This is a genomic window from archaeon CG10_big_fil_rev_8_21_14_0_10_43_11, assembly GCA_002763265.1.
Classification (GTDB): Archaea; Nanobdellota; Nanobdellia; order PEZQ01; family PEZQ01; genus PEZQ01.
The window spans coordinates 36,867-57,640 of sequence record PEZQ01000003.1; the positions used below are offsets into that span (position 1 = coordinate 36,867).

Genomic DNA, 20,774 nt, shown 5'->3' on the forward strand with positions numbered 1-20,774 from the left:
GTTTTTTTTTCACAGCACGTATGAGACTTGAAACATGGGATGATATGGTTTACTCACCACGAGAAGATTCCTTTGCGCTTCTTTGGCATGTTAAAGCGCTTTGCAAAGGAAACATGCTGGACATGGGTTGCGGCAGCGGCATTCTTGGCATAGGTGCTGCACTTCGCGGCTGTACGGTAACGTGCGCTGATCTCAACCCGCTCGCGCTCAGCCTTACTGAAAAAAATGCAGAACACAATAAAGTAACCATCACTACCGTGCTTTCAAACCTGTTTGAAAACATTGATGAAACCTTTGATTTCATGTCATTTAACCCACCCTACCTTCCAAATGAGCAACGAATTCGTGTTGATTTGATGGGTGGCAAGAAAGGCAATGAAATAACCATTAATTTTCTCAAACAAGCAAAAAAACATCTAAGCAAAGAAGGAGTGATACTTATCACGGTCTCATCGCTTTCACAGGCGGACGAGACGTTTGGTGCAATACGCGAACTTGGCTATTGCTATGACCTTCTTGAAACAAAAAAGTTTGATTTTGAACGCCTCTACCTTGTCAAAATCATGCATGCTTCTTCACGTATGTAGCAAATGCAAATCCCTCATGCTCATCTTGTGTAATGCACTGCCATTCCTCTCCAATCCTTGGAAATCGTGCAATTTTTTCACCTTCAATTGTTTGATATACATGCGTTATTTCAAGACGGTCTGCTAATAGCAAGGCTTCCTGGTAAATTTTTTGACCTCCAATAACAAATACCTGAGAGTAATCAATCCCGGCTGCAGGGGGCGAATTATTTGACAAATCGTTAATCGCATCGCCTAATGAGGTGTACGCGTGTGCTCCTGCAAAGTCTGAACGCGTTTTTGAAAGCACAATATTCAAGCGATGCGGAAGCGCGCGCCCAATTGACTCATACGTGTTTTTTCCCATAATAATGGGATGATTACTTGTTAGTTGCTTAAAACGTGCAAGGTCTTGTGGGATATTCCATGGCAGACAGTTATCCTTACCAATAACTCCATTTTCTGAAACTGCGGCAATTACAATTAATTCAAGGCTCATACGGCAATATCACGTTTTATTCGAGGATGTGACTGATACTCTTTGAGCTTTATTTTTGCTACATCATCAAAAGTTAAGTCAAACAAGCCCGTGGCAAGGTTGCTTAAATCAAGCACTGGAAGCGTGTATGGCTCTCGTGCAAGTTGCTCAAGAATACCCGTCACATGGTCTTGCTGTAATCCCTCTTTCTCTGCAGGCGCGTTTGATTCAATAAAATCTTTTATCCCTAAATAGTCTTCTTGACTTTGAACTGCTCCAAGTTTTGTTTGGATTGTGCCAATATTCTGCTTATAAAACTCGCCATGTTCGCCTGCGCCACAATAAAAATGCGCGTTCACAAGTGTGTGCGCAAAGTGTCCAACACCCAAACCTGTTTCACGCGCAATAAGGTGAGTAAGAAGTGCGGAATGCGCAATGTTGAACGGAACCCCCAAAAACATGTCACATGAACGCTGTGTCATTGACAAACTCAGCTTGCCATCCTGCACATGGAAATTATAAAATGCATGGCATGCTGGAAGCCCAACATCAATTCCTTGGCGAACTTGTGCAGGATTCCAATAACTAATAATGTGGCGTCTGCTTTGCGGGCTTTGCTTGATTCCTTCAACAAGATTTTTGAGCTGGTCGATTTTAATTACTTGTTTTGTTTTGAAATCAACGCCCTCATACTGTCTTAATTGCCAAGGATACGCAGCGCCCACATCCTCTCCACCAAGATCCCACGCCTTCCAAATTCCGCTATGTTTGTTAAATTCCTTAATACTTGTCTTGCCTGAAATATACCATACTAATTCGCTTACAAGTGACTTCCATAACGGCCCGTCCATTTTCTTTGTTGTAAGAAGCGGAAAGCCTTTTTGCAGGTCAAATTTTTTGTATTTATCAGGTCGAAAGAGGGTGATAGTGTCCACGCCCGTTCTGTTTTTTGTGTACCCTCCGTGTGAGAGAATTTCTAATGAAACCGTATGATAATTTTCCATCCCAAAACATGCCATTTGCTTATCATATTTAACCGTTTTTATTTTCTCCTAATTGCAAAACATGAAATTAAAACACTATTTGTTCATTCACACATTGCCTCAAACACGCATCTAAGCTATGTGGATACATTATGGTATCAAAAACACCAAAAGCGCTTCAAAATGGTTGGTGTCGGATATCCTGTTTCCACCAAAAGTGTTAAATAGCATGACTTTGAAGACTAGGAAGTTATGGCCGTTACCTCATTTATTTTCGATGAGAATTATCTCCCTATTGGAGCATACTACTTAGGAGAAGACGGGCTACATGAGAGCAGCCAACCAACAAACATTGATGAAAGCAAAACCATTTTTGGTCTAAACGCTCGAAACATTGAAACTCTTGTTGAAGAAATGGGTGGAAGTTCTGTTCGAATTTTTGAAGGCCAAAAACAAGGCTACAAAGGAGCGGCAAAAGATATGAAATTCGCAATCTCAGAAATGAAGCATCTTATTGAAGGTGCAGGACTTGAACGCAGAAACATGAGTTTTTACCGACAACCTGATGCAATGACTATGTTTTTGAAAGTGGCAATGCCTGATGGCAATCGTGGTTATGTTGCGTTTTACGCACCCCTTGGAGAAACTGAAACACCGCTTCAAATGTTTTTAATTGAAAATGAAGATGTTCAATCTTCTCAAGACATTTACACATTAGTTAAATCACATGCTGACACTGTTTTTGAAATGTTCTCGCACAAAGATTGATAAGAACCAAGTAAATAAAACATTTAAATGACACAATCCCGTCTAGTTTGACTATGCGCATTGCAATTGTTGACCCAGAAATCTGCACGCCTGATAAGTGTAGTTTTGAGTGTCATAACTTCTGCCCTAAAGTTCGCGCAGGTGCAAAAGAAACGGTTCAACTCAAAGACAACCTCTCGGTTATTGACGAAGAACTTTGCATTGGTTGCGGAATTTGCGCAGCAAAATGCCCTTTTGGCGCTATCAAAATCATTAACCTGCCTGAAATGAAAGAAAACCCGCTTCACCAGTATGGGCAAAATGCGTTTCGCGTCTTTAACTTCCCCCAACCAAAACGCGGAAGCGTTGTTGGACTGCTTGGACCAAATGGTATTGGAAAAACCACGATTCTTCATGTTCTAAACGGAACGATTCGGCCCAATCTTGGAAAAGAAGAAGCAACTGACCAGGACATATTTCAACGATTTAGAGGAACAGAAACGCAAAATTACTTCAAAACACTATTTGCTACGGGCCTTAAGGTAGCATACAAACCCCAATATGTTGATGATATTCCAAAAGTGTTCAAAGGAAACGTTCAAGAGCTGCTCAAAAATGTTGATGAGCGCGGCGCGTTTGAAGAGGTCACCAAAAGCATGGATATTACCCCTATTCTTAATTCAAATATTGCCCATATCAGCGGCGGAGAACTCCAAAAAGTGGCAATAGCAGCAACACTACTTAAGGACGCAGACTACTACTTTTTTGATGAACCAACCTCGTTTTTGGACGTGAAAGAACGACTTCGCATTGCAACCCTTATCCGTGAACGTGCTGACAAAGGTAAAGGTGTGTTTGTTGTAGAACACGACCTTGTCGTGCTCGACTACCTTGCTGACATTGTGCACATTATGTATGGAACACCCGGCGTCTATGGTGTAGTAAGCACGCCTCTTAGCACAAAAGATGGTATCAACACCTACCTGAAAGGCTATTTGCGCACAGAAAACATTCGTTTTAGAGATTATGAAATCAAATTCATGACAAAGCCTGCAACAAAATCAGTGCAAAAACACACCCTGCTTGCATGGGATGATGGTGAAAAACACTTTGACTTGTTTTCGCTTACAATCACATCAGGCACAGCGCACGAGGAAGAAGTGATCGGCATTGTTGGCGCAAACGGAACGGGAAAAACCACCTTTGTAAACATTCTTGCAGGAGAGATAAAAGCAGACAAAGGCAATTTTGACAAAAAAGCACGCGTAAGCTACAAACCCCAGCACCTCCCTCGTGATGAACAAAATGTGTTTTCTTTTCTTTCATCACATATTAAGCTTAACAGTTCATCTTTTAAAACAATCAATCAACACCTTAACATTGAGCGGCTCTATGAGCGAACTATTTCACAACTAAGTGGCGGAGAACTCCAACAAGTCCATATTGCGCTCACCCTTTGTGCTGATGCTGACGTGTACTTGCTTGATGAGCCAAGCGCATATCTGGATGTTGAGCAGCGCATCAACGTAGCGAAAGCAATCAAAAGCGTGTTACAACTCAATGCAAAAACTGCATTCATTGTTGACCATGACCTTTTATTTCTCCATTATCTAAGTGATAAGGCAATGGCGTTTTTAGGCGAGCCCGGGCGAAAAACAAAAACGCATGGGCCCTCACCTGTTGCTGATGCCATGAACGCGTTTCTTGCACAAGTTGGCATTACGTTTAGACAAGAGGACACAACAAAACGGCCGCGCGCAAACAAGCTTGATAGCGTCAAAGACCGCGAACAAAAAAAATCAGGACACTACTTTATTGACTAATATCTATCTGGGTTACATTAAGAAATTCGGCATAATCAAAACGCCCCTGCCCTAGGGCAAAATCAAGGTCCAAAAACACAATACGCCCGCCAGATTCGTCTTTTATAATGTGCGGGTCAACGTATGTATGCAACGCTGCGTTTACTGGTGCTACTAATTCTCTAAATGAAATCCCCTTTAGGTATGATGCTACAATAGTAAAACCAAGGCCTTGTGTTACCGGGTCAATAAGAGGGTACGCGCGCTTGTTTGACACATCCTCCATGACAATACCATACTGCTTGCCGCTTTTTACTACAAATACCACACGAGGCACGAAAAATCCTTGCGCATCTATAAGTTTTTGGGCCAAACCTTTTTTGCAAAACTCTTTGAAAAGCGCGTAATACAGATAGGCTTCGCTTCCTGCAGCATCATCACGTGCATAAAATTCCTTGCGAACTTTCAAACACAAACGAAACGACTTGTTTTCAAGACGCACTTTTTTTGGAAGCGCAAACACGCTTGAATTGCGGCCTGCATGCAACACGTGCTCAGCAGCAACAGGCGTATCCTCAAAAAAGGCGTTAAGAAGAAATCGGATGTGTGCGCTTAGTGTATCATCAGCTTTCACTTGTTTTCCAATAGTGCGCGCATCATCAATAAAATCCTCTTCATCCATGTTTAGTATAGCCTTGACTGCGTTAGCTTAAAAAAGATAGTGATGTTAGACAAGCATGGCAAGACGCAGCAAATCACGTACGCCTGGCGCAAGGCCCAATGTGAGGATTGCAAACTTGAGCAGATTTTTAAATCCTTCATCTTTCACATCCTTATTGATAACGTATATCACGACAAGCACGTAGAGTTTTGCTACATAAAACCACACATAACTTCCGCCAAGCCCGCCAATGAGGCGCGTGAGTGGATGCTGCTCCCAGTATCCTAAGTATGCAAACACATCAAGGGTGATAAACGTTGCTGTAGCATCAAGAAAGTGAGCGGAGAGCGCGGCAAAATCAAGCCAGTTACGTAAGAAGCCCGTTAGTTTTCGCAAGACAAAAAGACCGCATAGGATACCTGAAAACAGCCCAAGAATGTAGAGCAGGGAAAGCGGGTTTCGAAGCTCAAAACCAAACAATGCCAGAAGCCATAGCACGCTTCCCATAATAAATAAGGATTTTTCCGGGTTTCGCGTTTTTTGCGAAATAAAAAAGCACCCAATAATAATGGCACCAATCACAAGATAGATACTTGGTGTGACAAGAAAAAACGTGCGTGGCAAGATTTCGGCGTCGCGAAGCACGCGCACGGTTGAACCAAATAAGATGAATGGAATAAGACTAAATGCCATTTTGCGTGTGAACGTGATATTAAAACGTTTGAGAACCTTATCACCAAGAATAAGCAAGCCAATAAGAATAATCCCATACGTAAACGTGTTCACATAATTGTATCCTAAATTTTGCTCGTAGGGACGCCAAAAATAATGGTACACAAATTGCACAATTGAATCAAAAACCATTAACACCAAAAAGTAATGCGCGTCTATTAAAAGCTTTAGTACATGCGATCAATTTTTGAAATAATCAAATCAAGCTTGTGGTCAACCACTTCTATCTTTGCTTTCAACGCTTCTATGCGCGCATCAAGCAATTGAGAACCCGCATCCCCTTGTGATGGTTGCGGTGCTTGTGCAAGCGGCTCAATTCTTCGGGCTTGGCTTACGGTTGGGTTTTGTGAAATACCTGAACTCAGCATGTCTGGATTACGCGATGTTTCAGGCAATGCAGGCGGAGCTGAAAGCCCTATTGACTCTTGTTCGGGAAGTGGTGGGAGTTCATTATTTCCAAGACCAAGGTCATTGCTTGACGCGCCAAGATTGAATTCATCTTCTTTTTTTCCACGCTTTAGAAAGTCCAACAATCCCATACTGAATGTAGTAACACTCTTCTCATAAAAACCTTTTTGCCCAAAACAATTATTAACGTACAAACGCTCATAAAACAAGTAATGAGTAGTGACGCGCTTGAATCATACACCATTGAAATAGATAACATTGGCGAAGGCCTTGAATCACACTACTTTAAAATACTCTCACTCATGCGCGTGCAAGGCTATGACGTGAGCAAAACAAAAGATGTGTATGCTTCATCTGAGATGAGCAGTTTCTGGGGGGACATGGCAAGACGCCGTGGCGAACAAGAATCACGCGCCATGCAGCTTATGGGCACGCTCAATGGCATGGTCAAAGACCTTTTTAAGCTTGTGCGAACCGTTACCATTACTGAGGAGCGTTTAAGCTTTTACGACCGCTCAAAAGAAGGAGATTCAGCAGCAGATTCAGCACTCAAAGATATTTGGGTTACGCTTGTTGAACAAGGAACAAAAAACCCGGCATCAGTATTAGGTCTTGCAAGCCAAGTGGGGTTTGCGCCATTACCTGACTATTTTTACACTACGCGCGTACAAAACGCAGATGAGGTTGACACCATTGTTGGAAAATATGATATCTCAGAAAAGCTTGCCTACACGTTAAAGCGAAAACTCTCGCAATTCGTAGCATGGCGGGAGCGTTCAGAAAAAGAATTGCGCGTACGCCTTAAAGTTACAAAAAACATGCTTCGAACCCACATCTCACAACTGCGTCTCTACGCAGAATGGTTAAAGCCCTATCTTCGCGCTATAAGCAAACTTCGAGACATTCAAGAAGAACGCCCTGAACTCGTTTCTTCTTTTGAAACCGCGTGGGTTGAACTCTCACTTGACGGCGTGAAAAAAGATGAGAAAAAATTTGGCAAAAACATTGCAGTAATCAAAGCAAATTTCACGCAACGAACCACACCCGCAGAAGCGTTCCAACAAAACTACCAAAAAGGATTTGTGCACCGCGGACGTGTTGAAATAAAACTCAGCGCGCACGTGTATACTGAAGACGAGTGGGCTAAAGAAAAAGCAAAAGAAGACGAAGAACTTTTTGACTTTCTTATCAAACACATTAATGAATCGCTTGCTGACATCAAAGATGATTTGATTCACGTTATGAATGATGATTACGAAAAGTTGTATCCAAAAAAGAAAAAAGAAGAGCATAAAACACGAAAAAAGTTTGGAGAACAAATCTTAGACTCATTTCTTAATGTGTTCCCTTTTTTTGGGTATTTGAAAAAACCAAAAAATAAGAATGGGCCCTCATTTCACCGCATATTCAAGATGCAACAAAAATTTGACGCACAAAAACAACGAGAAAGCGCTGAAACCACCGTTGCGTCAGGATATGAGGATGGCGATTTATGGAAAGTGTATGACTTATTCAAACAAAGCCGCGGCTTTGCACGACCATGATGCGCGAAGAAGAACTCTTAAAAAAACTCAAAAACCTGCTAGATGAGTGTAAAGAACTTCCTTTTAGCGAAAAACTCTTGTTTCTTGCACGACGCGCAGCAAAAGAAGCAGACCCGGAATTTCGTGCGGTTATGTACTTGTACATTGATTATGTCATAAAACAAAAAAATGAGAAGAAAACAGTTGACTTTCGCCTCCCTCCCTTGCGCGTTATTCAGCAAACTGCTCACAAACTTGAACGAGATGAGCACTTACAAAACTTGCTTGAAGGAGAACAAAAACCAGTTATCAAAAAGTCAAGAGAAGCAGGCGGACTCTACACCCCTCAATTCACTGCATCAGACTCTCACTCAGGTTCGTTTTATGCGGGCCCGCCTTCCGTAAAAAAAGGACTCTACACCGAACAATACACTCCTGGCGATGGTTTGTATGAACGCCAAACCCATGAAGAATATGATTCAGCTCCGCGTGGCGTTGAGTATGATTCATCACTTGAACACATTGCTGATGAAAAACACGAATCAGCTGAGAAAAAGCGGGAAAAAAATAAAGAAAAACTCTTATATTAGCCCCTGCATGAATACTAACAAGAATACGCTATGGTTCGCTTTGATTCAAATTATCTTAATGCAATGGACGCGCGCTACTACCCATCGGAACTAGGTACTACTGTTGCGCCCATGACTGAAGCGCAGCAGGGTGTTGACGCGCAGCTTCGCACAGGCGCAAAACTGATTGAAATAAACGTAGCAGACCCGGGCCAAGCATTTGCCGCGCGCGGGAGTGGCAGACCAATTCCTTCAGCAGGCTACGGCAAAGAGCAGCGCCAGGAAATAAAAGAGCTTGCGCAAGTCAACAAAGCAGCGCTCACCGTTCACAGTGGTTCAAGCACAAGCATGTCACCGCTTGGCCAGCAGGGTGTTGACGCGTATCAGCGCGCTCGCAACATGGATGAGTTACGTGCAAACGTTGATTTTGCCCATGACATTGGTGCAGATAGTATTACGGTTCATGTTATTGGAACGCCCCGCCCCATACAATCAATTGGTGACACGCGTCTTAAACCCGAGGGTCTTGACCGTTATGATTTTGTTGACATGAAAACCGGTAAAATGGTGCACCAAGTTTCTGGAGACCAGGAAGTGCGCTTGCCTATTCTTGATAAAGTTGACTATACTGATTCAACAGGAAAAAAACGAACTCGCTACAATTATCGCTATGATCCTGAGACTAAAGGAATTCAATATTATACCCCTGATACAATGGGGTTTAAAGGAGGGTCTGTTACTTTTGATCAGGCGGCACGTTTTTTTGAGGAAAAAATAAAAATAGGACAATTGCCCGGTTTTCAAGGAGAGGAATCAAAAAAATATACCGGCGCAGATATCGCGCTTCTCCATTATTTGCGCCAAAATGAAGTGCTCCAACAATCAGAATATGACCGTTGGGCAGCGCAATCAGAAGAACGACACAAACAATTAGAACTGCTTGGTAAACCTGGACAGGATGGCGCGCTCATTGACTATATTACTGGGCGAAAAAACCCGAACAGTCTTACTGCTCAACAACTGCGTGAACTTACCCATAAGGCAGATACGCTTATGAACAAACAGTTCAGTTTTGGTTCAAGCTTTGACCCTAGACGACCTGAAACATGGAGTTCTGCAAAAGAACGAATCAATGAACAATACTCTCTTCTTGAACATGAACAACATTCTGCAATGGAACGCGCGGCAAACGCGTGGGGGAGCTTAAAACAAACTGAAGACTACCTGCACTCTGATGATAAAAACTACCCGCTTCGTCTCCAGCCGCTCACCAAGTTTGCGCACAAACAAAACGTTGATGGCATAGCAGACCTTGCTTACCATTCATACCAGCGCAGCAAAGACACCGGAAAAAAAGTGATGATTAATCCAGAAAACATTTTCCCAAAATTCTATGGTTCTCACCCCGATGAGCTTAGGAACGTTATTCAAAGCTCGCGAAGAGAGTTTGAACAAAAAATCGCTCATGACGTGTCTGATAAGAAAAAACGGGAGAGCATGTCAGAAGAATTTATTGGCGCGTGTTTTGATGTTGCGCACGCAGGAATGTGGCGCCGGTATTGGGAAGAAGAAGGCAAAGGAAAAAAGAATTTTGACGACTGGCTTGCAGACCAAGCAGAAGCCCTTGCAAAAGAGGGCATTATCAAAAAAGTGCACGTAAGCGACCACTTTGGCTATGAAGATGACTCGCTTCCTCCAGGCCAGGGAATTGTACCGCTCAAAAAAGTAGTTGACCGCATCAGAAAATATGAAGGAAAAATCCCTATTATTAGTGAAGGTTTTGGCGGCCCGCGAAGCCAGTCAGCAAAACAAGTGACTGAATCATGGCGTCTTTTCAACCCGCACGTGTACAATCAAGCAACGGTTCTTGGCGGCGAAGCAGGCGAGACTTGGGACAAGCTTCACTACTTTGACAACAACATTAGAACATACACGCCCCATTTTCTTGCAGGAGATGCGGTTCCTGAAATGCTTCAGCCTGATTTTAGAACATGGGAAGAACTGCCTTTGGAGTAATGTTTTTAACAACCAACTACTCATAATAAGGGTATGGGGATTATTAAAAAATTCAAACGAATGGTCTTTTTTGGACTTCTTGCAACTGCTGTTGCTGAAACAGTCTTTATCTACAAAAACAGCAAGAAAAAAGTAGAAAATAAAGTGGAACGACTCAAAGAAACCCTTGAAGGCTACGCAATGGGTGGCGCAAAAGAAGAGAGTTCAAAAAAGAAGTCAAAGAAGAAATAAGCAATCATGGAATTCAGACAAGAAGGGTTTGAAACGCCTAATCTCGAATATTACCATGCACAAAATTTAGCTATAGCGCGAGAATTCGCAAAAAAACTTCACCAAGAGTTTGGAGAATTTCTACAAGTTGCTGTTCTCTTTGGTTCGACAACCAAAGAAACTATGGGCGCCGAAAGTGATGTTGACATTCTTACGGTAATTGATGATGTGCGCATGAATCTTAGTCAGGAATTGCTTGACGCGTATCAAATCATCACTGAAAAAATCATTGTCGAAGTCTCAAACCGCTTGCACGTGCACACCATCGCGCTCACTTCGTTTTGGGAATTCACGCGAAATGGTGACCCGGTCATTATCAACATTCTTCGTGATGGTGTTGCGCTCATTGACCATGGATTTTTTAACCCAATGCAGCGCATGCTTTTCCAGGGCCGTATCAGACCATCTGGGGAGAGTATTCACAATTATGCGAGTATGGCGCCAAAAGCTTTGTTTAATGCAAACCTGAAAATGCTGCAAGCCGTGATTGATTTGTACTGGGGTGCAATAGACATTACGCACGCGTACTTAATGAAGCAGGGAGAAATTCCCCTGAGTCCTGAACATGTGGTTAAGCCCATGAGCAAGTACAAAGCATTCAAAAAAGAGGACCGCGAGCTTGTTGCGTACTTGTACGAGCTTACTAAAAACATTCTCTACCGCAAAAAAAATGTGATTTCTGGAAAAGAATTTGATATGCTTAAAAAACGAACAGAAGACTACTACGAGCGAATCAAAAAAGAACTTGGCATTTACTGAGCGTTTTCTTCAGTCCAATTATGCTCCTCTTCATTATAACGTCTTTGAACAAGAGGTTGTGTTTCAACGTGTTCTACGTCATTGTGAGGAATCTGCGTTAGTTGAACATTATGTATTGGCTCGTTTTCAACCATGTTATCCTGTGCCACGTTTGTGTCTAGTATTGTATCTGCGTCCTGCAGGTATTGCGGAAACGCAGTCTCTTCTTGCACCGCTTCCGCTGAAGTCTCAGCTGAATTGTCTAGCATCTCTTCAAGATTAGATTCGTCTGATTCAGGTGTAACTCGTTGCTCTTGAGCCGGCTCATCTCTGCGTTGATATGGAATGTTGAGAATTTCTTCTTCATTCATATCTTCTGCAAGGAAGCGCTCGTAATCGTTAACGCCCGCGTTCTTTTTTCCAGTCATCATACGATAAAGTGAGAGAAGTAAATCAATACGAGCTGCAACAAGTTCTGCGTTTTCCATGTTTGCTTCAAGACCTTCAGTAACCGAGTAATCCGGAAGAATTTTGAGTTTTGAAAAACTATCCCACCCCTTAACCATAAGTTCATACGCTGAAGTGTTCACTAACTCTTTTGCTTCGGTCTCTGTTTTTCCAAACACTTTTTGGAAAACTTTCCGGTACGCATTTGCACCTTCTTTAATGATACTTGTATCAAGGGTATTTTGATGTTCTTGTGATAAGTTGAGACGCCAAATAAGATAGTCTTTCCAGGCATCTTTGCGTTCCCCTTCAAGATACGCATTTGCATAGACGGGCATAGAAACAGCACCAATAATATCAAAATTATCTACACCCGCAATAGTAAGCGCACCATAGGGCATCTCATGTTCAGTTGCTACAGGATTGATAAGATTAGGCCGAACGTTTCGCGCTCGTTGCGGTCTGCGAGCGTCTTCTTGAGCAGCAAGACGTTGCTCAAGGTCTGATTGGGATAGATTCATTGCCATATTATGTTTCCCGCGCTAAGTATGTGATAACTGCTTTTTAAGTATTGCGGTAGTGCCTTTAAAGCGTGCGCAAGAACATAAAGGGGACGGTCGCCGAAGCGACCGTTTGGGGAGGGAATGTAGAAATGACGCAATCCCAACAAATGTTAAGATTTTGTCACTTATGAGTGGTCAAAACTGTCTCAGAATATTTAAATGTTACGTTTTTTGAGACCTATTGAGACATATTGGTGGTTTTTGCGCGCCTGCATACCAATAGAAACTTTTAAAAGAAAACCTGCGTACTTACTTGCTATACAATAAGGTAATTTCTTATGCCAAAACAATCAAAAGCAAAACAACCACAGAAACCAGAAGAACCATCTAAAGAAGATGTTCTTAAAGCTATGCAAGCCCAAAAAGCAGCCCAAGACGCAAACGTGCCAGGCATGGGAAACCTCTCTGGTGTTGAGCTTTTGCAAAAAATGCACCGCATGCAGGAAGAACTTGGCACAAAACAAGGAATGAAACGCACTGCAGGCGACATTCTCAAAGAACGTGAACTCAAAATCCTCAACGAGTACTCAGTAAAAGTTGTGCAAAAATTTGGCAGATATATCAAAAGTGTAGTTGCCTTTGGTTCAACAAAACGAGGCAAAAACTCAGACATTGACGTTGCCGTTATTGTTGATGATACTGATGTTACCCGTATGACGCGCGGACAACTCAAAGACAAACTCTTCCAGCGCCTTATTGAAGTAGCGTACGTCACTGACAAAAAAATACACCCCCAACCCTACTTGCTTACTGAATTTTGGGAATACATCCGCCATGGAAACCCGGTCATGTACACGGTGATGCGAACAGGCATCCCCTTATATGACACTGGCTTTTTTCTTCCTGTACAGCTTATTTTTAAACAAGGACTTATCACTCCTTCAAGCGAAGCAATTGACCGGCACATTCTCATGTCAGTAGAACTGCTTCGCCTCACTGAAGACATGCTTAATCGCAAACTCATTTACAACATGGAACAAAGCATTGTAGCAGCAGGCCAAGCCGTGCTCATGGAACGCGGGTACCGCCCCCCTGCACCGCGTGAAATTGCTGATTTTCTAGAAAAACTTGTTGGAGAAAAGTTGTTTGCACAAAAATATGCCGATATTGCACGAGAAATTGTTGACGTGTACAAACAAACCGAACATGGCACGCTCAAAGAGATTAAGGGCAAAGCAATTGATGATTATCTTGCAAAAACAACTGATTTTGTGAAGAAAATGGAAGATGTTCTCTCAAAAGAACGAAAAAAGAAAGGCGAAACGTACAAATTTAAGATTGCTGAAGACAAAGAGAAAGAAGAAAGCAAAAAGGTTAAAAGAGAAGGACTCATAGATGTTGAACGCAAACCAGTAGCAGAAACTGCAGACGAATCACAAAAAATCATTGAAGAAGGTCTTGCACAACGATGACAGACAAAAAAGTAGCAAAACAAAGCGCACGAATACTTAATTACCGTCAAGGTCGAAGAACCCAAACCCCAAACCAAATCATTCTCAATATTGGGGCAAAAAGCAAAGAAGACGCAAACAAATACCTAGGCAGAAAAGTCGTGTACACCACATCAAGCGGAAAAGAACTCCACGGCGTTATTACCCGTGTGCACGGAAATTCTGGCGCAGTTATTGCTCGATTTTCAAAAGGTCTTCCAGGACAAGCACTTGGCAAAGATGTAGCACTTTTTAGCTAATTATCCTTGCATAGTGGGGTTAGAGTACAAGTATTAATTTAAATTGTTCTCACAACAACTAGAGCATGAACAAGCCCTTGCTCTCGTATAAACGAAAAACACTTGCAGACCAGTTATCTGAGTGGGATCAAAAAACGCCTGTTTTGGACCATTTTTTCAAAGAAGGCAAAAATCAGCATTCTAATGAGTCACGAACAGTTCTTCTGATGAGCCAATACCGTGATGGTGTGATGGTAAGCGCAGATTCAATGACCTCAGCAGGCTTTCGCCAGGCAACTCTTTCGTCTCAAAAGGTCTCATACCTTAATCCGCTTGTTATAAGCGCGGGAACAGGCTATGTTTATCCTCTCTACGAGATTGAAGCAATCACCCAACGTGCTTCAGCAAAAGAAATGGCTTTTCGCCAAATCTCGCTTGGCCTTGACAATCCAAAAAGCATTCCCCGCGTTGAGGAGCTTGCAGAATTCAGTTCCAGCGTATTCAAAAAGCTTGCATACTTTTATCCTATGCACCTGGGTGTTCTTCTTATGGGAGGTATGAACGCAGAAAACCAGCCAGCACTTTATTCTTCAGAATCTCCTGGCGCCATGTTTCACTTTAATAATGTGTTTGACCGGCATGCAGCAGGGGCGCATGATGCACCCCTTCTCTTTGCTGTTGATGGGTGCGGGTATAATGAGACTGGTAAAGAAATTCGCGACCTTACTGAGGATGATACCTCTTTTTTCAAATACAAAACGCGCAACTCGTTTACGCGAGAAAAATCGCTTATTGCACACCTAAAAGCAACTACTGCGTCATTTAAGGATAAAGACGGCAGCACTCAGGGTGTTGGCGGAAATGTGTATCTTGCCTACATCCACAACAATAATGGCCGGTTTGAGCCACACTTTGATGTGTTTGATTACAAAAAAATAACAACATGGAAAGACGAGTTTAACACGCTTGAGCTTCTTATCAAAAAAGATGAAGCAATTGATAATGTGGAGGGCATTGGTGATATTAATGCATTCATTGATTCCTTGCGTGCAGAATATAATGGAACCACACTCCAATACAATGGCGAACACAACCACTTTTCAGCGCCATTTACGCCGTTTTACCGCGTTCAGGCGTTCAAGCCTGATACGCACCGATTGAATACAATTTTTGACATTAAAATCCCGCATTCAACTATGAAATTTAGCGTGTCAAAAACAGGAAGTGATTCATTTGATTCTGCGGCGTTTGGAAATGTATATGGAAAAGCGCTTGGCGCACTCAGACAAGGAGAAACACCCTTTGAACAGTCATCAATGCTCGCGTTCAAATTCAATTCAACCCCTGACCCGGTTGAACAAAATTCTTTGTTCAAAACACTTCCAAGTGTTGGCCTGTTCCGTCTTGACCCCCCACACCTGCGCAACTACGAGCACGCTACAATCCTTAACTTTGACTATGGCGAAGTTGGTTTCGGCTCGTTTTATGTGACGGGTATGCACAAACTTCTTTCACGAACCCCTGAAATCCTTGTTAACCAGCTTTTTATTGATCACGCACTTAGTGACATAACGCGAAACCTCCCTTTGCGCGCAAACATTGAAGAAAACTTTCCTGTGCTTGAAAGCCATCTTCGATATTACCTTGAATTTGATAGTGCAGACTTTTTGCAAGACAAATCAAGCGCGTATGTAGGCATTATTGGTGAAATACAAAATGACGCAACCATTAATTTGTGGGAAAGCTCGCCTCTTGGTGTTGGTTTTAGAAAAACCAATGACGCACTTGCAATCATGCCAGAACAAGCGCACGCATCAAAGCTTGAAGAACTCATGGTAAAACACGTTGTGAATAATGAACAGTCAAACCAGGATGATATTGCCCTTACCAAAGGCCTTGCTTATTTTGTTCAAGCTCACTATCATGGACACGCACTGCGCTCATATGACAAGATTTCAAAAGATCTTAACACACGCCTTTCAATTCGGGTTCCCGCATTTAACCGCGCGTCATACAACAGCGTTGTGCAACAAAAGAAGAAAGAATGGTTTATTGACCGTTCTCTTAAATACCTCAAAAGCGTGACAAAACGATAAATCATGGAGCCACAACAGTACAGCGCAAAGGTGCTCTTGCACCTTCTTGACCTTCAAAAAGATACGTTTGAGCATGCGCAATCATCTCCTCTTAAATCAGCGTACGCGCGCTACCTTTCTGCAGTGTTTTCTGAAACCAATTCGTTTTACAAATATGTTGCAACAAGCATTGGTGAGAAAACACAAGATCTGCACTACTGGATTCGCATCAAAGACTCGCTTGATTTTGCTATCACTGCCTTAAGCGTTGCTGAATCAGGTCATGCCGTGCTCAAAGACTTAAGCAGGGATTCGCGTTCATTTAACCGGCTCAAAAACAATATGTCTCTTGAAGCGCTCAGCGAACGTACCGGCGCATCCTATGCGTCATGGCATGATGTTAAAGAGGATATTGACCGTCTTATTGCGTTTAATTATGGTGTGTGCGCAAAAACTATTACTGATGTTATTTCATTTTCAGATGACTTGTATGCATCTGTGCAATCACTTGGCTGGGACAGTACTGAAGCACTTGCAAATCTTGAACTGCTTGAAAAAATAGAACTGCTCAAACGCAGAATTGCCGGGCAAGGCTCATTTGTTGAGCGAACCAATTTTGACTATTCACGATTATGGTCGCTTGTGTCAAAAAACAAGATTAACAAGGAAAACGCGCTTGAACTCTTTGATAAAACACTCACTAAATCGTTTAATGCGTTTAAACGAACCTATGAGAAAAAAGAATCCATATTCAAAAAAGCCATTGGCGAAGTTGAGTTTATGGAAGAGAAACTCGGACACGTAAGCGTGCTCACAAGCATAATTGAAAATAATACCGGACCAATTAACCGGTACAAAAAAACGTTTGAAAAAGTAATACCAAAGCTTGCCCAAACAAAACCGCTCTTTTATGCTCCTGCACTAGACCTTGTTTGGGACATGCTTAATCAGACAAAAAATGCACTTTTTGATGTGTATACAAGTAAGAGCCAACGAGAAGACTATGGTCTTTTACCACTCAAGCCCCATGACCCTACCGCGGGTCTTAATAACGATGAGTGGCTTGCCTTCTGGAAGTTTATTGGACAAAGCACCATTAAAACTGCTGCGCTCTTTTGTGAACATGAACACATGCAGGTAACCGCAACGCTTGAAGGTCTGCTTACCATTCCTGACGTTATTATTTCAGAAAAACAAGTCGAGCGCGCAAAGCCCGTTCTTTGCTCGCTTAATTCTGAACTTACCGCGCTTGCAAACCACCCTTTTTTTACGAGTGACACCTCAGAACTTGATGACATGTTTCTTAGCTCATTTAGTAAGGTGTATGCAATGAGTTACTTGGTCCGCTGGTTTAAAACAAAAAACGCAGAGAAACTGCCTGAAATTATAGAAGAAATCCAGCGTGAATTTGAAAACTCCCTGCCCGCTAATCCAAAAGAACGGGCAGAACACGTTTCGCGCGTTATAACTAAAATACATTCGCTTGTTGATTCCGAAAGGTATGGTATTCCTCTTGAAGAATCCCACACCATGCTAAGCGTGCTTGATAAGTTTGCCCTTCATGATGGGGATAGCGTGATTGAAGACTTCTACACTGACTTTTATTCAAAATACAACAAATTCATGCAAAAATCAGAAGCATATGCAAGTGTTGCCCGCAAAGTTCCGACACTCGTTCCTGCGCTCAAAGAATCGCTTGAACAATCATTTGAAGCATTTAATTTTGAAGGCTACTACGAACACGTGATTGCAGACTTGCTTCGAATGAAACACGCACTTGAAGAGCACAGCACAAAAATCACGCCAAACACGTATGACAAACGCCAACAAGACCTTATTTCAGGCGAAGAAACACTCTACTCTGATAACGTTGAAGTGCGCTGCTGGTTTCAGGCACTCTCAGCGCTCAATGATATAACAGAACCATACTCAGACCATGAAATCATGATGGAGCTTTCAAGAAAAGCAAAGCACTTGCTTGATAACACCAAAGAAACCTCAAAAGCACTTGACCGACTGCGAACCATGAAATAAAAAAGTGTTAACAGTTTACCATGTTCCCAAATTGAATTCAGTACAGATGATAACGCACATGGGCTTAACTTCCGAGTTCGAAAAGGGATCGGGTGTTTCCCCACACACTTTGACCGTTAACGTTGAGCTACAAGTTATGAGGAGTATTTAAAGATTACTCAGGGGTGGGAGAGTGGGAAAAACCTTTAAGTGTTCTTAGCAGTATACTATTGGTACGTTGGAGAAACTGCTAATGACCAAATTTTCTTTAAAAAATATCGTTACCAGTGTGTTTGTTTTCACTGTTATTATTATTTTCATTGCCGTTGCTTTTGTTATAACAAAGAGCGTCTTCACGTCTCAGATAGGTAACCTGTTTGGAGGTTACTCTTTTGAGGATGTTCAAGTAACAACCACTACCTATGCATGCCCGTTAGACACAAATCTTAGCACGGGTTACGTGTATGTGAGAGGGTATGGTGATCATAATCCCAACACGTTTTCTTCGGGAAAAGAACTCATCAGCAATGCTCCGTTTTTTGATTTTGACTACGACCCGTCACGCACCCTTAGCGAGTTGAGTGCAGAGTTTATCTATCAATTCAATACGTTTGCCCAAAGCGCTGATGTTGAAAAACTTATTATCTTTGCACATAGCGCAGGCGGCGTGATTGCGTCTTTTTCAGCAAATAAACTTATCTTTGAGGGCGTGCTTGAGGTCCACACACTTGCCTCTCCGCTCAATGGCTATCATCTTTCTGAATCACTTATTGACTACTCTGGTTTTGCCAAAGAAATCGCGCTTGGGTTTTGGGCGTTTACAAAACCCGATGAAAACGTGCGCGTGTACCATCATAAAACAGTTGAAGATGCATCCTTACGCTCCTGGTGCGCCGTATTTTCTCGTTTTTGCGACCCACTTAAAATCCAGAACAATAACGTGCCGGGCAGCGCAGAATATTATTATCCTGAACAAAACCATATCTCCATTGTAAGCCACGTCTCAAACGTAGTGATTAACTGCTATGCATAAGCTTTCATTTGGTTAAAGATTCCACCTGCAACACGCGTGTGAGCCGTGAAAAACATATTTAAATTCCTGACTTGCTCCTAGCTTCAATGGAAGTTATGTTTGTTCCTGAAATCTACGTGTATGGTGAGAAACATGACTGTCAAGAATGCGTTTCACGCGAACACTTTTATCTTAGTTATCTGCGCGCCGAATACCCTGAAGCCCTCGTTGGCGTGGGTCTTGAAATTCTTGTACACAAAGGAAAACAAGACTATAAACAACTGCGCAAATTTCAAAAAAAACATGCACGCGTTTTTGAAGCAGCACGCGAAAATGGTTTTGATGTGCTTGCCCTTGGCTTTCCTGAGCTTCCTTTTTTTGACCACCTCAAACGACTTGGAGAGCGCATCCGTGATGCTGCACAAGACTATGACCTCTTTGTAGCAATTGTGGGCATGGATGACTATGAATATTTTGAATCCCTCCCTCGTGTTCAAGGATGTTATTATATCCCAATCCACCTCTTACATTAGCATCGCCCAAAAGGCTTTTATAGCGTCATACCGTCAGGGTGCGCAATGAAACACGTGCATCACTATGATGTGAGCGGAAACTTTGTACATGACTGGCAGAACTCAGGCTTTAGTGCTGGGCGCGTAAGCCAGGCAGGCAAACTTGTTGAACGAATGTTGCAAGACAAAGATTGTACTATCTTTATGAGTGTTGCAGGCGCTCTCATCCCTTCAGGCATGCGAAACGTGCTTGGCAGCTTTCTTAAAAACGCGTGGGTTGATGCGCTTGTTGTAACTGGAGCAACTCTTACTCACGACCTTGCTGAAGCACTTGGCTACAAACACTTTATGGGCACGCACAACGCGGATGACGCAAAACTGCACGAAAAACGACTTGACCGCGTGTGGGATGTGTACTTTGACGACCACTCATATGAAGGCATTGAAGACTTCTGTAAAAAAGTATTCAAAAACCTTGAAAAAAAATCATACTCTTCAAAAGAGATTATCTGGAAACTAGGCGAGCACATAACTGATGAAAACAGTCTGATTCGCCAATCCTATCTTAAACAAATCCCCATTTACTGCCCCGCGCTTGTTGATTGCGGTCTTGGCATGCAAGTGTGGACGTACGCAAAAGAGTATGGCTTTAGTGTTGACCCCTTTAAAGACTGGGACGAGCTTGTTGCACACCACGTGTGGACTGCAAAAAAGACCGGCGTCATCCTGCTTGGCGGCGGCGTGCCAAAAAACTTCATACTTCAAGCACAACAATTCAATGATGCTACGCATGGCTACGCGCTCCAAATCACTACCGCCGACGTAAACGACGGTGGACTGAGTGGCGCTGAACTTCGCGAAGGCATTAGCTGGGGAAAACTCAGCAAAGACAGTGAAGTTGTTGACGTGCGAGCAGACATAACCCTTGTTCTTCCCATTATTGTTGATTATCTCAAAAAACAGGGCGTAACACGCATTAGCTAGGGGAAA

21 protein-coding genes and 1 rRNA gene are annotated in these 20,774 nt (G+C 42.6%); 15 read left to right on the top strand and 7 right to left on the bottom strand.

The window, feature by feature from the left end:
* The first annotated feature begins 20 nt into the window (after positions 1-20).
* Positions 21-587, top strand: a complete 567-nt coding sequence (locus COT72_01110; GenBank protein PIO00286.1) for a hypothetical protein — start codon at positions 21-23, stop codon at positions 585-587.
* On the opposite strand, the gene COT72_01115 is transcribed toward COT72_01110, so the two are convergent.
* On the bottom strand, positions 562-1,065 hold the full coding sequence (locus COT72_01115) for a hypothetical protein (protein ID PIO00287.1): 504 nt from the start codon (positions 1,063-1,065) through the stop codon (positions 562-564). The two genes, COT72_01110 and COT72_01115, sit on opposite strands and share 26 nt — an antisense overlap.
* The gene (thyA, locus tag COT72_01120) at positions 1,062-2,063 is read right to left on the bottom strand and encodes a thymidylate synthase (protein PIO00288.1); all 1,002 of its coding nucleotides are present in this window, start codon (positions 2,061-2,063) and stop codon (positions 1,062-1,064) included. Before thyA ends, COT72_01115 begins: the two co-directional genes overlap by 4 nt.
* Positions 2,064-2,279: 216 nt before the next feature.
* Here thyA and COT72_01125 point away from each other — a divergent pair, with 216 nt between their 5' ends.
* The gene (locus COT72_01125; GenBank protein ID PIO00289.1) at positions 2,280-2,795 is read left to right on the top strand and encodes a hypothetical protein; all 516 of its coding nucleotides are present in this window, start codon (positions 2,280-2,282) and stop codon (positions 2,793-2,795) included.
* A gap of 53 nt (positions 2,796-2,848) precedes the next feature.
* Positions 2,849-4,597 (top strand): ribosome biogenesis/translation initiation ATPase RLI, encoded by a 1,749-nt coding sequence (locus COT72_01130; GenBank protein PIO00290.1) that lies wholly within the window; start codon positions 2,849-2,851, stop codon positions 4,595-4,597.
* On the opposite strand, the gene COT72_01135 is transcribed toward COT72_01130, so the two are convergent.
* Genes COT72_01135 through COT72_01145 form a run of 3 tightly spaced genes read right to left on the bottom strand, consistent with a single transcriptional unit; the run spans position 4,587 to position 6,508 of the window.
* Positions 4,587-5,258 (bottom strand): hypothetical protein, encoded by a 672-nt coding sequence (locus tag COT72_01135; GenBank protein PIO00291.1) that lies wholly within the window; start codon positions 5,256-5,258, stop codon positions 4,587-4,589. The genes COT72_01130 and COT72_01135 overlap by 11 nt on opposite strands.
* Before the next feature lie 45 nt (positions 5,259-5,303).
* A complete protein-coding gene (locus COT72_01140; protein PIO00292.1) occupies positions 5,304-6,101 on the bottom strand; it encodes a hypothetical protein in 798 nt (265 codons plus the stop codon).
* Positions 6,102-6,136: 35 nt separating this feature from the next.
* Positions 6,137-6,508: a hypothetical protein gene (locus tag COT72_01145; GenBank protein ID PIO00293.1), complete on the bottom strand. Its 372-nt coding sequence runs from the start codon at positions 6,506-6,508 to the stop codon at positions 6,137-6,139.
* A gap of 81 nt (positions 6,509-6,589) precedes the next feature.
* On the opposite strand from COT72_01145, the gene COT72_01150 reads away from it, so the two are divergent.
* From COT72_01150 to COT72_01170, 5 genes are read left to right on the top strand one after another with little or no spacing between them, the layout of a single operon-like run.
* Positions 6,590-7,921, top strand: a complete 1,332-nt coding sequence (locus tag COT72_01150; protein PIO00294.1) for a hypothetical protein — start codon at positions 6,590-6,592, stop codon at positions 7,919-7,921.
* Positions 7,918-8,490, top strand: a complete 573-nt coding sequence (locus COT72_01155) for a hypothetical protein (GenBank protein ID PIO00295.1) — start codon at positions 7,918-7,920, stop codon at positions 8,488-8,490. Before COT72_01150 ends, COT72_01155 begins: the two co-directional genes overlap by 4 nt.
* A gap of 30 nt (positions 8,491-8,520) precedes the next feature.
* Positions 8,521-10,485 carry a hypothetical protein gene (locus COT72_01160; GenBank protein ID PIO00296.1) on the top strand — a complete coding sequence of 655 codons (1,965 nt, stop codon included), beginning with the start codon at positions 8,521-8,523 and terminating at the stop codon, positions 10,483-10,485.
* 33 nt (positions 10,486-10,518) lie between these two features.
* Positions 10,519-10,716, top strand: coding sequence for a hypothetical protein (locus COT72_01165; GenBank protein ID PIO00297.1), 198 nt, complete (start codon positions 10,519-10,521; stop codon positions 10,714-10,716).
* Between the two features lie 6 nt (positions 10,717-10,722).
* On the top strand, positions 10,723-11,514 hold the full coding sequence (locus tag COT72_01170) for a hypothetical protein (GenBank protein PIO00298.1): 792 nt from the start codon (positions 10,723-10,725) through the stop codon (positions 11,512-11,514).
* Here the strand turns inward: COT72_01170 and COT72_01175 are convergent.
* Positions 11,508-12,467, bottom strand: coding sequence for a hypothetical protein (locus tag COT72_01175; protein PIO00299.1), 960 nt, complete (start codon positions 12,465-12,467; stop codon positions 11,508-11,510). The genes COT72_01170 and COT72_01175 overlap by 7 nt on opposite strands.
* 314 nt (positions 12,468-12,781) lie before the next feature.
* Here COT72_01175 and COT72_01180 point away from each other — a divergent pair, with 314 nt between their 5' ends.
* From COT72_01180 to COT72_01195, 4 genes are all read left to right on the top strand, one after another.
* Positions 12,782-13,915 carry a hypothetical protein gene (locus COT72_01180; GenBank protein PIO00300.1) on the top strand — a complete coding sequence of 378 codons (1,134 nt, stop codon included), beginning with the start codon at positions 12,782-12,784 and terminating at the stop codon, positions 13,913-13,915.
* Positions 13,912-14,193, top strand: coding sequence for a 50S ribosomal protein L35ae (locus tag COT72_01185; protein ID PIO00301.1), 282 nt, complete (start codon positions 13,912-13,914; stop codon positions 14,191-14,193). The genes COT72_01180 and COT72_01185 overlap by 4 nt, the downstream gene beginning before the upstream one ends.
* 65 nt (positions 14,194-14,258) lie before the next feature.
* Positions 14,259-16,268, top strand: coding sequence for a hypothetical protein (locus COT72_01190; GenBank protein PIO00302.1), 2,010 nt, complete (start codon positions 14,259-14,261; stop codon positions 16,266-16,268).
* Positions 16,269-16,271: 3 nt separating this feature from the next.
* Positions 16,272-18,281: a hypothetical protein gene (locus COT72_01195; GenBank protein PIO00303.1), complete on the top strand. Its 2,010-nt coding sequence runs from the start codon at positions 16,272-16,274 to the stop codon at positions 18,279-18,281.
* A 5-nt stretch (positions 18,282-18,286) separates the two neighbouring features.
* Here the strand turns inward: COT72_01195 and rrf are convergent.
* Positions 18,287-18,402, bottom strand: a 5S ribosomal RNA gene (rrf, locus tag COT72_01200).
* 111 nt (positions 18,403-18,513) lie between these two features.
* Between rrf and COT72_01205 the strand changes: the two genes are divergently transcribed.
* The 3 genes from COT72_01205 (at position 18,514) to COT72_01215 (ending at position 20,768) form a co-directional block, all read left to right on the top strand.
* Positions 18,514-19,293, top strand: a complete 780-nt coding sequence (locus tag COT72_01205; GenBank protein ID PIO00304.1) for a hypothetical protein — start codon at positions 18,514-18,516, stop codon at positions 19,291-19,293.
* A gap of 86 nt (positions 19,294-19,379) precedes the next feature.
* Entirely contained in the window at positions 19,380-19,805 is a 426-nt protein-coding gene (locus COT72_01210) for a hypothetical protein (protein ID PIO00305.1), read from the top strand.
* Between the two features lie 45 nt (positions 19,806-19,850).
* Positions 19,851-20,768 carry a hypothetical protein gene (locus COT72_01215; protein PIO00306.1) on the top strand — a complete coding sequence of 306 codons (918 nt, stop codon included), beginning with the start codon at positions 19,851-19,853 and terminating at the stop codon, positions 20,766-20,768.
* The last annotated feature ends 6 nt before the right edge of the window (positions 20,769-20,774 follow it).

Coding starts and splice junctions, on each gene's coding strand:
- COT72_01110 (PIO00286.1), top strand. CDS start 21: ATGAGACTTGAAACATGGGATGATATGGTTTACTCACCACGAGAAGAT.
- COT72_01115 (PIO00287.1), bottom strand. CDS start 1,065: ATGAGCCTTGAATTAATTGTAATTGCCGCAGTTTCAGAAAATGGAGTT.
- thyA (PIO00288.1), bottom strand. CDS start 2,063: ATGGCATGTTTTGGGATGGAAAATTATCATACGGTTTCATTAGAAATT.
- COT72_01125 (PIO00289.1), top strand. CDS start 2,280: ATGGCCGTTACCTCATTTATTTTCGATGAGAATTATCTCCCTATTGGA.
- COT72_01130 (PIO00290.1), top strand. CDS start 2,849: ATGCGCATTGCAATTGTTGACCCAGAAATCTGCACGCCTGATAAGTGT.
- COT72_01135 (PIO00291.1), bottom strand. CDS start 5,258: ATGGATGAAGAGGATTTTATTGATGATGCGCGCACTATTGGAAAACAA.
- COT72_01140 (PIO00292.1), bottom strand. CDS start 6,101: ATGGTTTTTGATTCAATTGTGCAATTTGTGTACCATTATTTTTGGCGT.
- COT72_01145 (PIO00293.1), bottom strand. CDS start 6,508: ATGGGATTGTTGGACTTTCTAAAGCGTGGAAAAAAAGAAGATGAATTC.
- COT72_01150 (PIO00294.1), top strand. CDS start 6,590: ATGAGTAGTGACGCGCTTGAATCATACACCATTGAAATAGATAACATT.
- COT72_01155 (PIO00295.1), top strand. CDS start 7,918: ATGATGCGCGAAGAAGAACTCTTAAAAAAACTCAAAAACCTGCTAGAT.
- COT72_01160 (PIO00296.1), top strand. CDS start 8,521: ATGGTTCGCTTTGATTCAAATTATCTTAATGCAATGGACGCGCGCTAC.
- COT72_01165 (PIO00297.1), top strand. CDS start 10,519: ATGGGGATTATTAAAAAATTCAAACGAATGGTCTTTTTTGGACTTCTT.
- COT72_01170 (PIO00298.1), top strand. CDS start 10,723: ATGGAATTCAGACAAGAAGGGTTTGAAACGCCTAATCTCGAATATTAC.
- COT72_01175 (PIO00299.1), bottom strand. CDS start 12,467: ATGGCAATGAATCTATCCCAATCAGACCTTGAGCAACGTCTTGCTGCT.
- COT72_01180 (PIO00300.1), top strand. CDS start 12,782: ATGCCAAAACAATCAAAAGCAAAACAACCACAGAAACCAGAAGAACCA.
- COT72_01185 (PIO00301.1), top strand. CDS start 13,912: ATGACAGACAAAAAAGTAGCAAAACAAAGCGCACGAATACTTAATTAC.
- COT72_01190 (PIO00302.1), top strand. CDS start 14,259: ATGAACAAGCCCTTGCTCTCGTATAAACGAAAAACACTTGCAGACCAG.
- COT72_01195 (PIO00303.1), top strand. CDS start 16,272: ATGGAGCCACAACAGTACAGCGCAAAGGTGCTCTTGCACCTTCTTGAC.
- COT72_01205 (PIO00304.1), top strand. CDS start 18,514: ATGACCAAATTTTCTTTAAAAAATATCGTTACCAGTGTGTTTGTTTTC.
- COT72_01210 (PIO00305.1), top strand. CDS start 19,380: ATGGAAGTTATGTTTGTTCCTGAAATCTACGTGTATGGTGAGAAACAT.
- COT72_01215 (PIO00306.1), top strand. CDS start 19,851: ATGAAACACGTGCATCACTATGATGTGAGCGGAAACTTTGTACATGAC.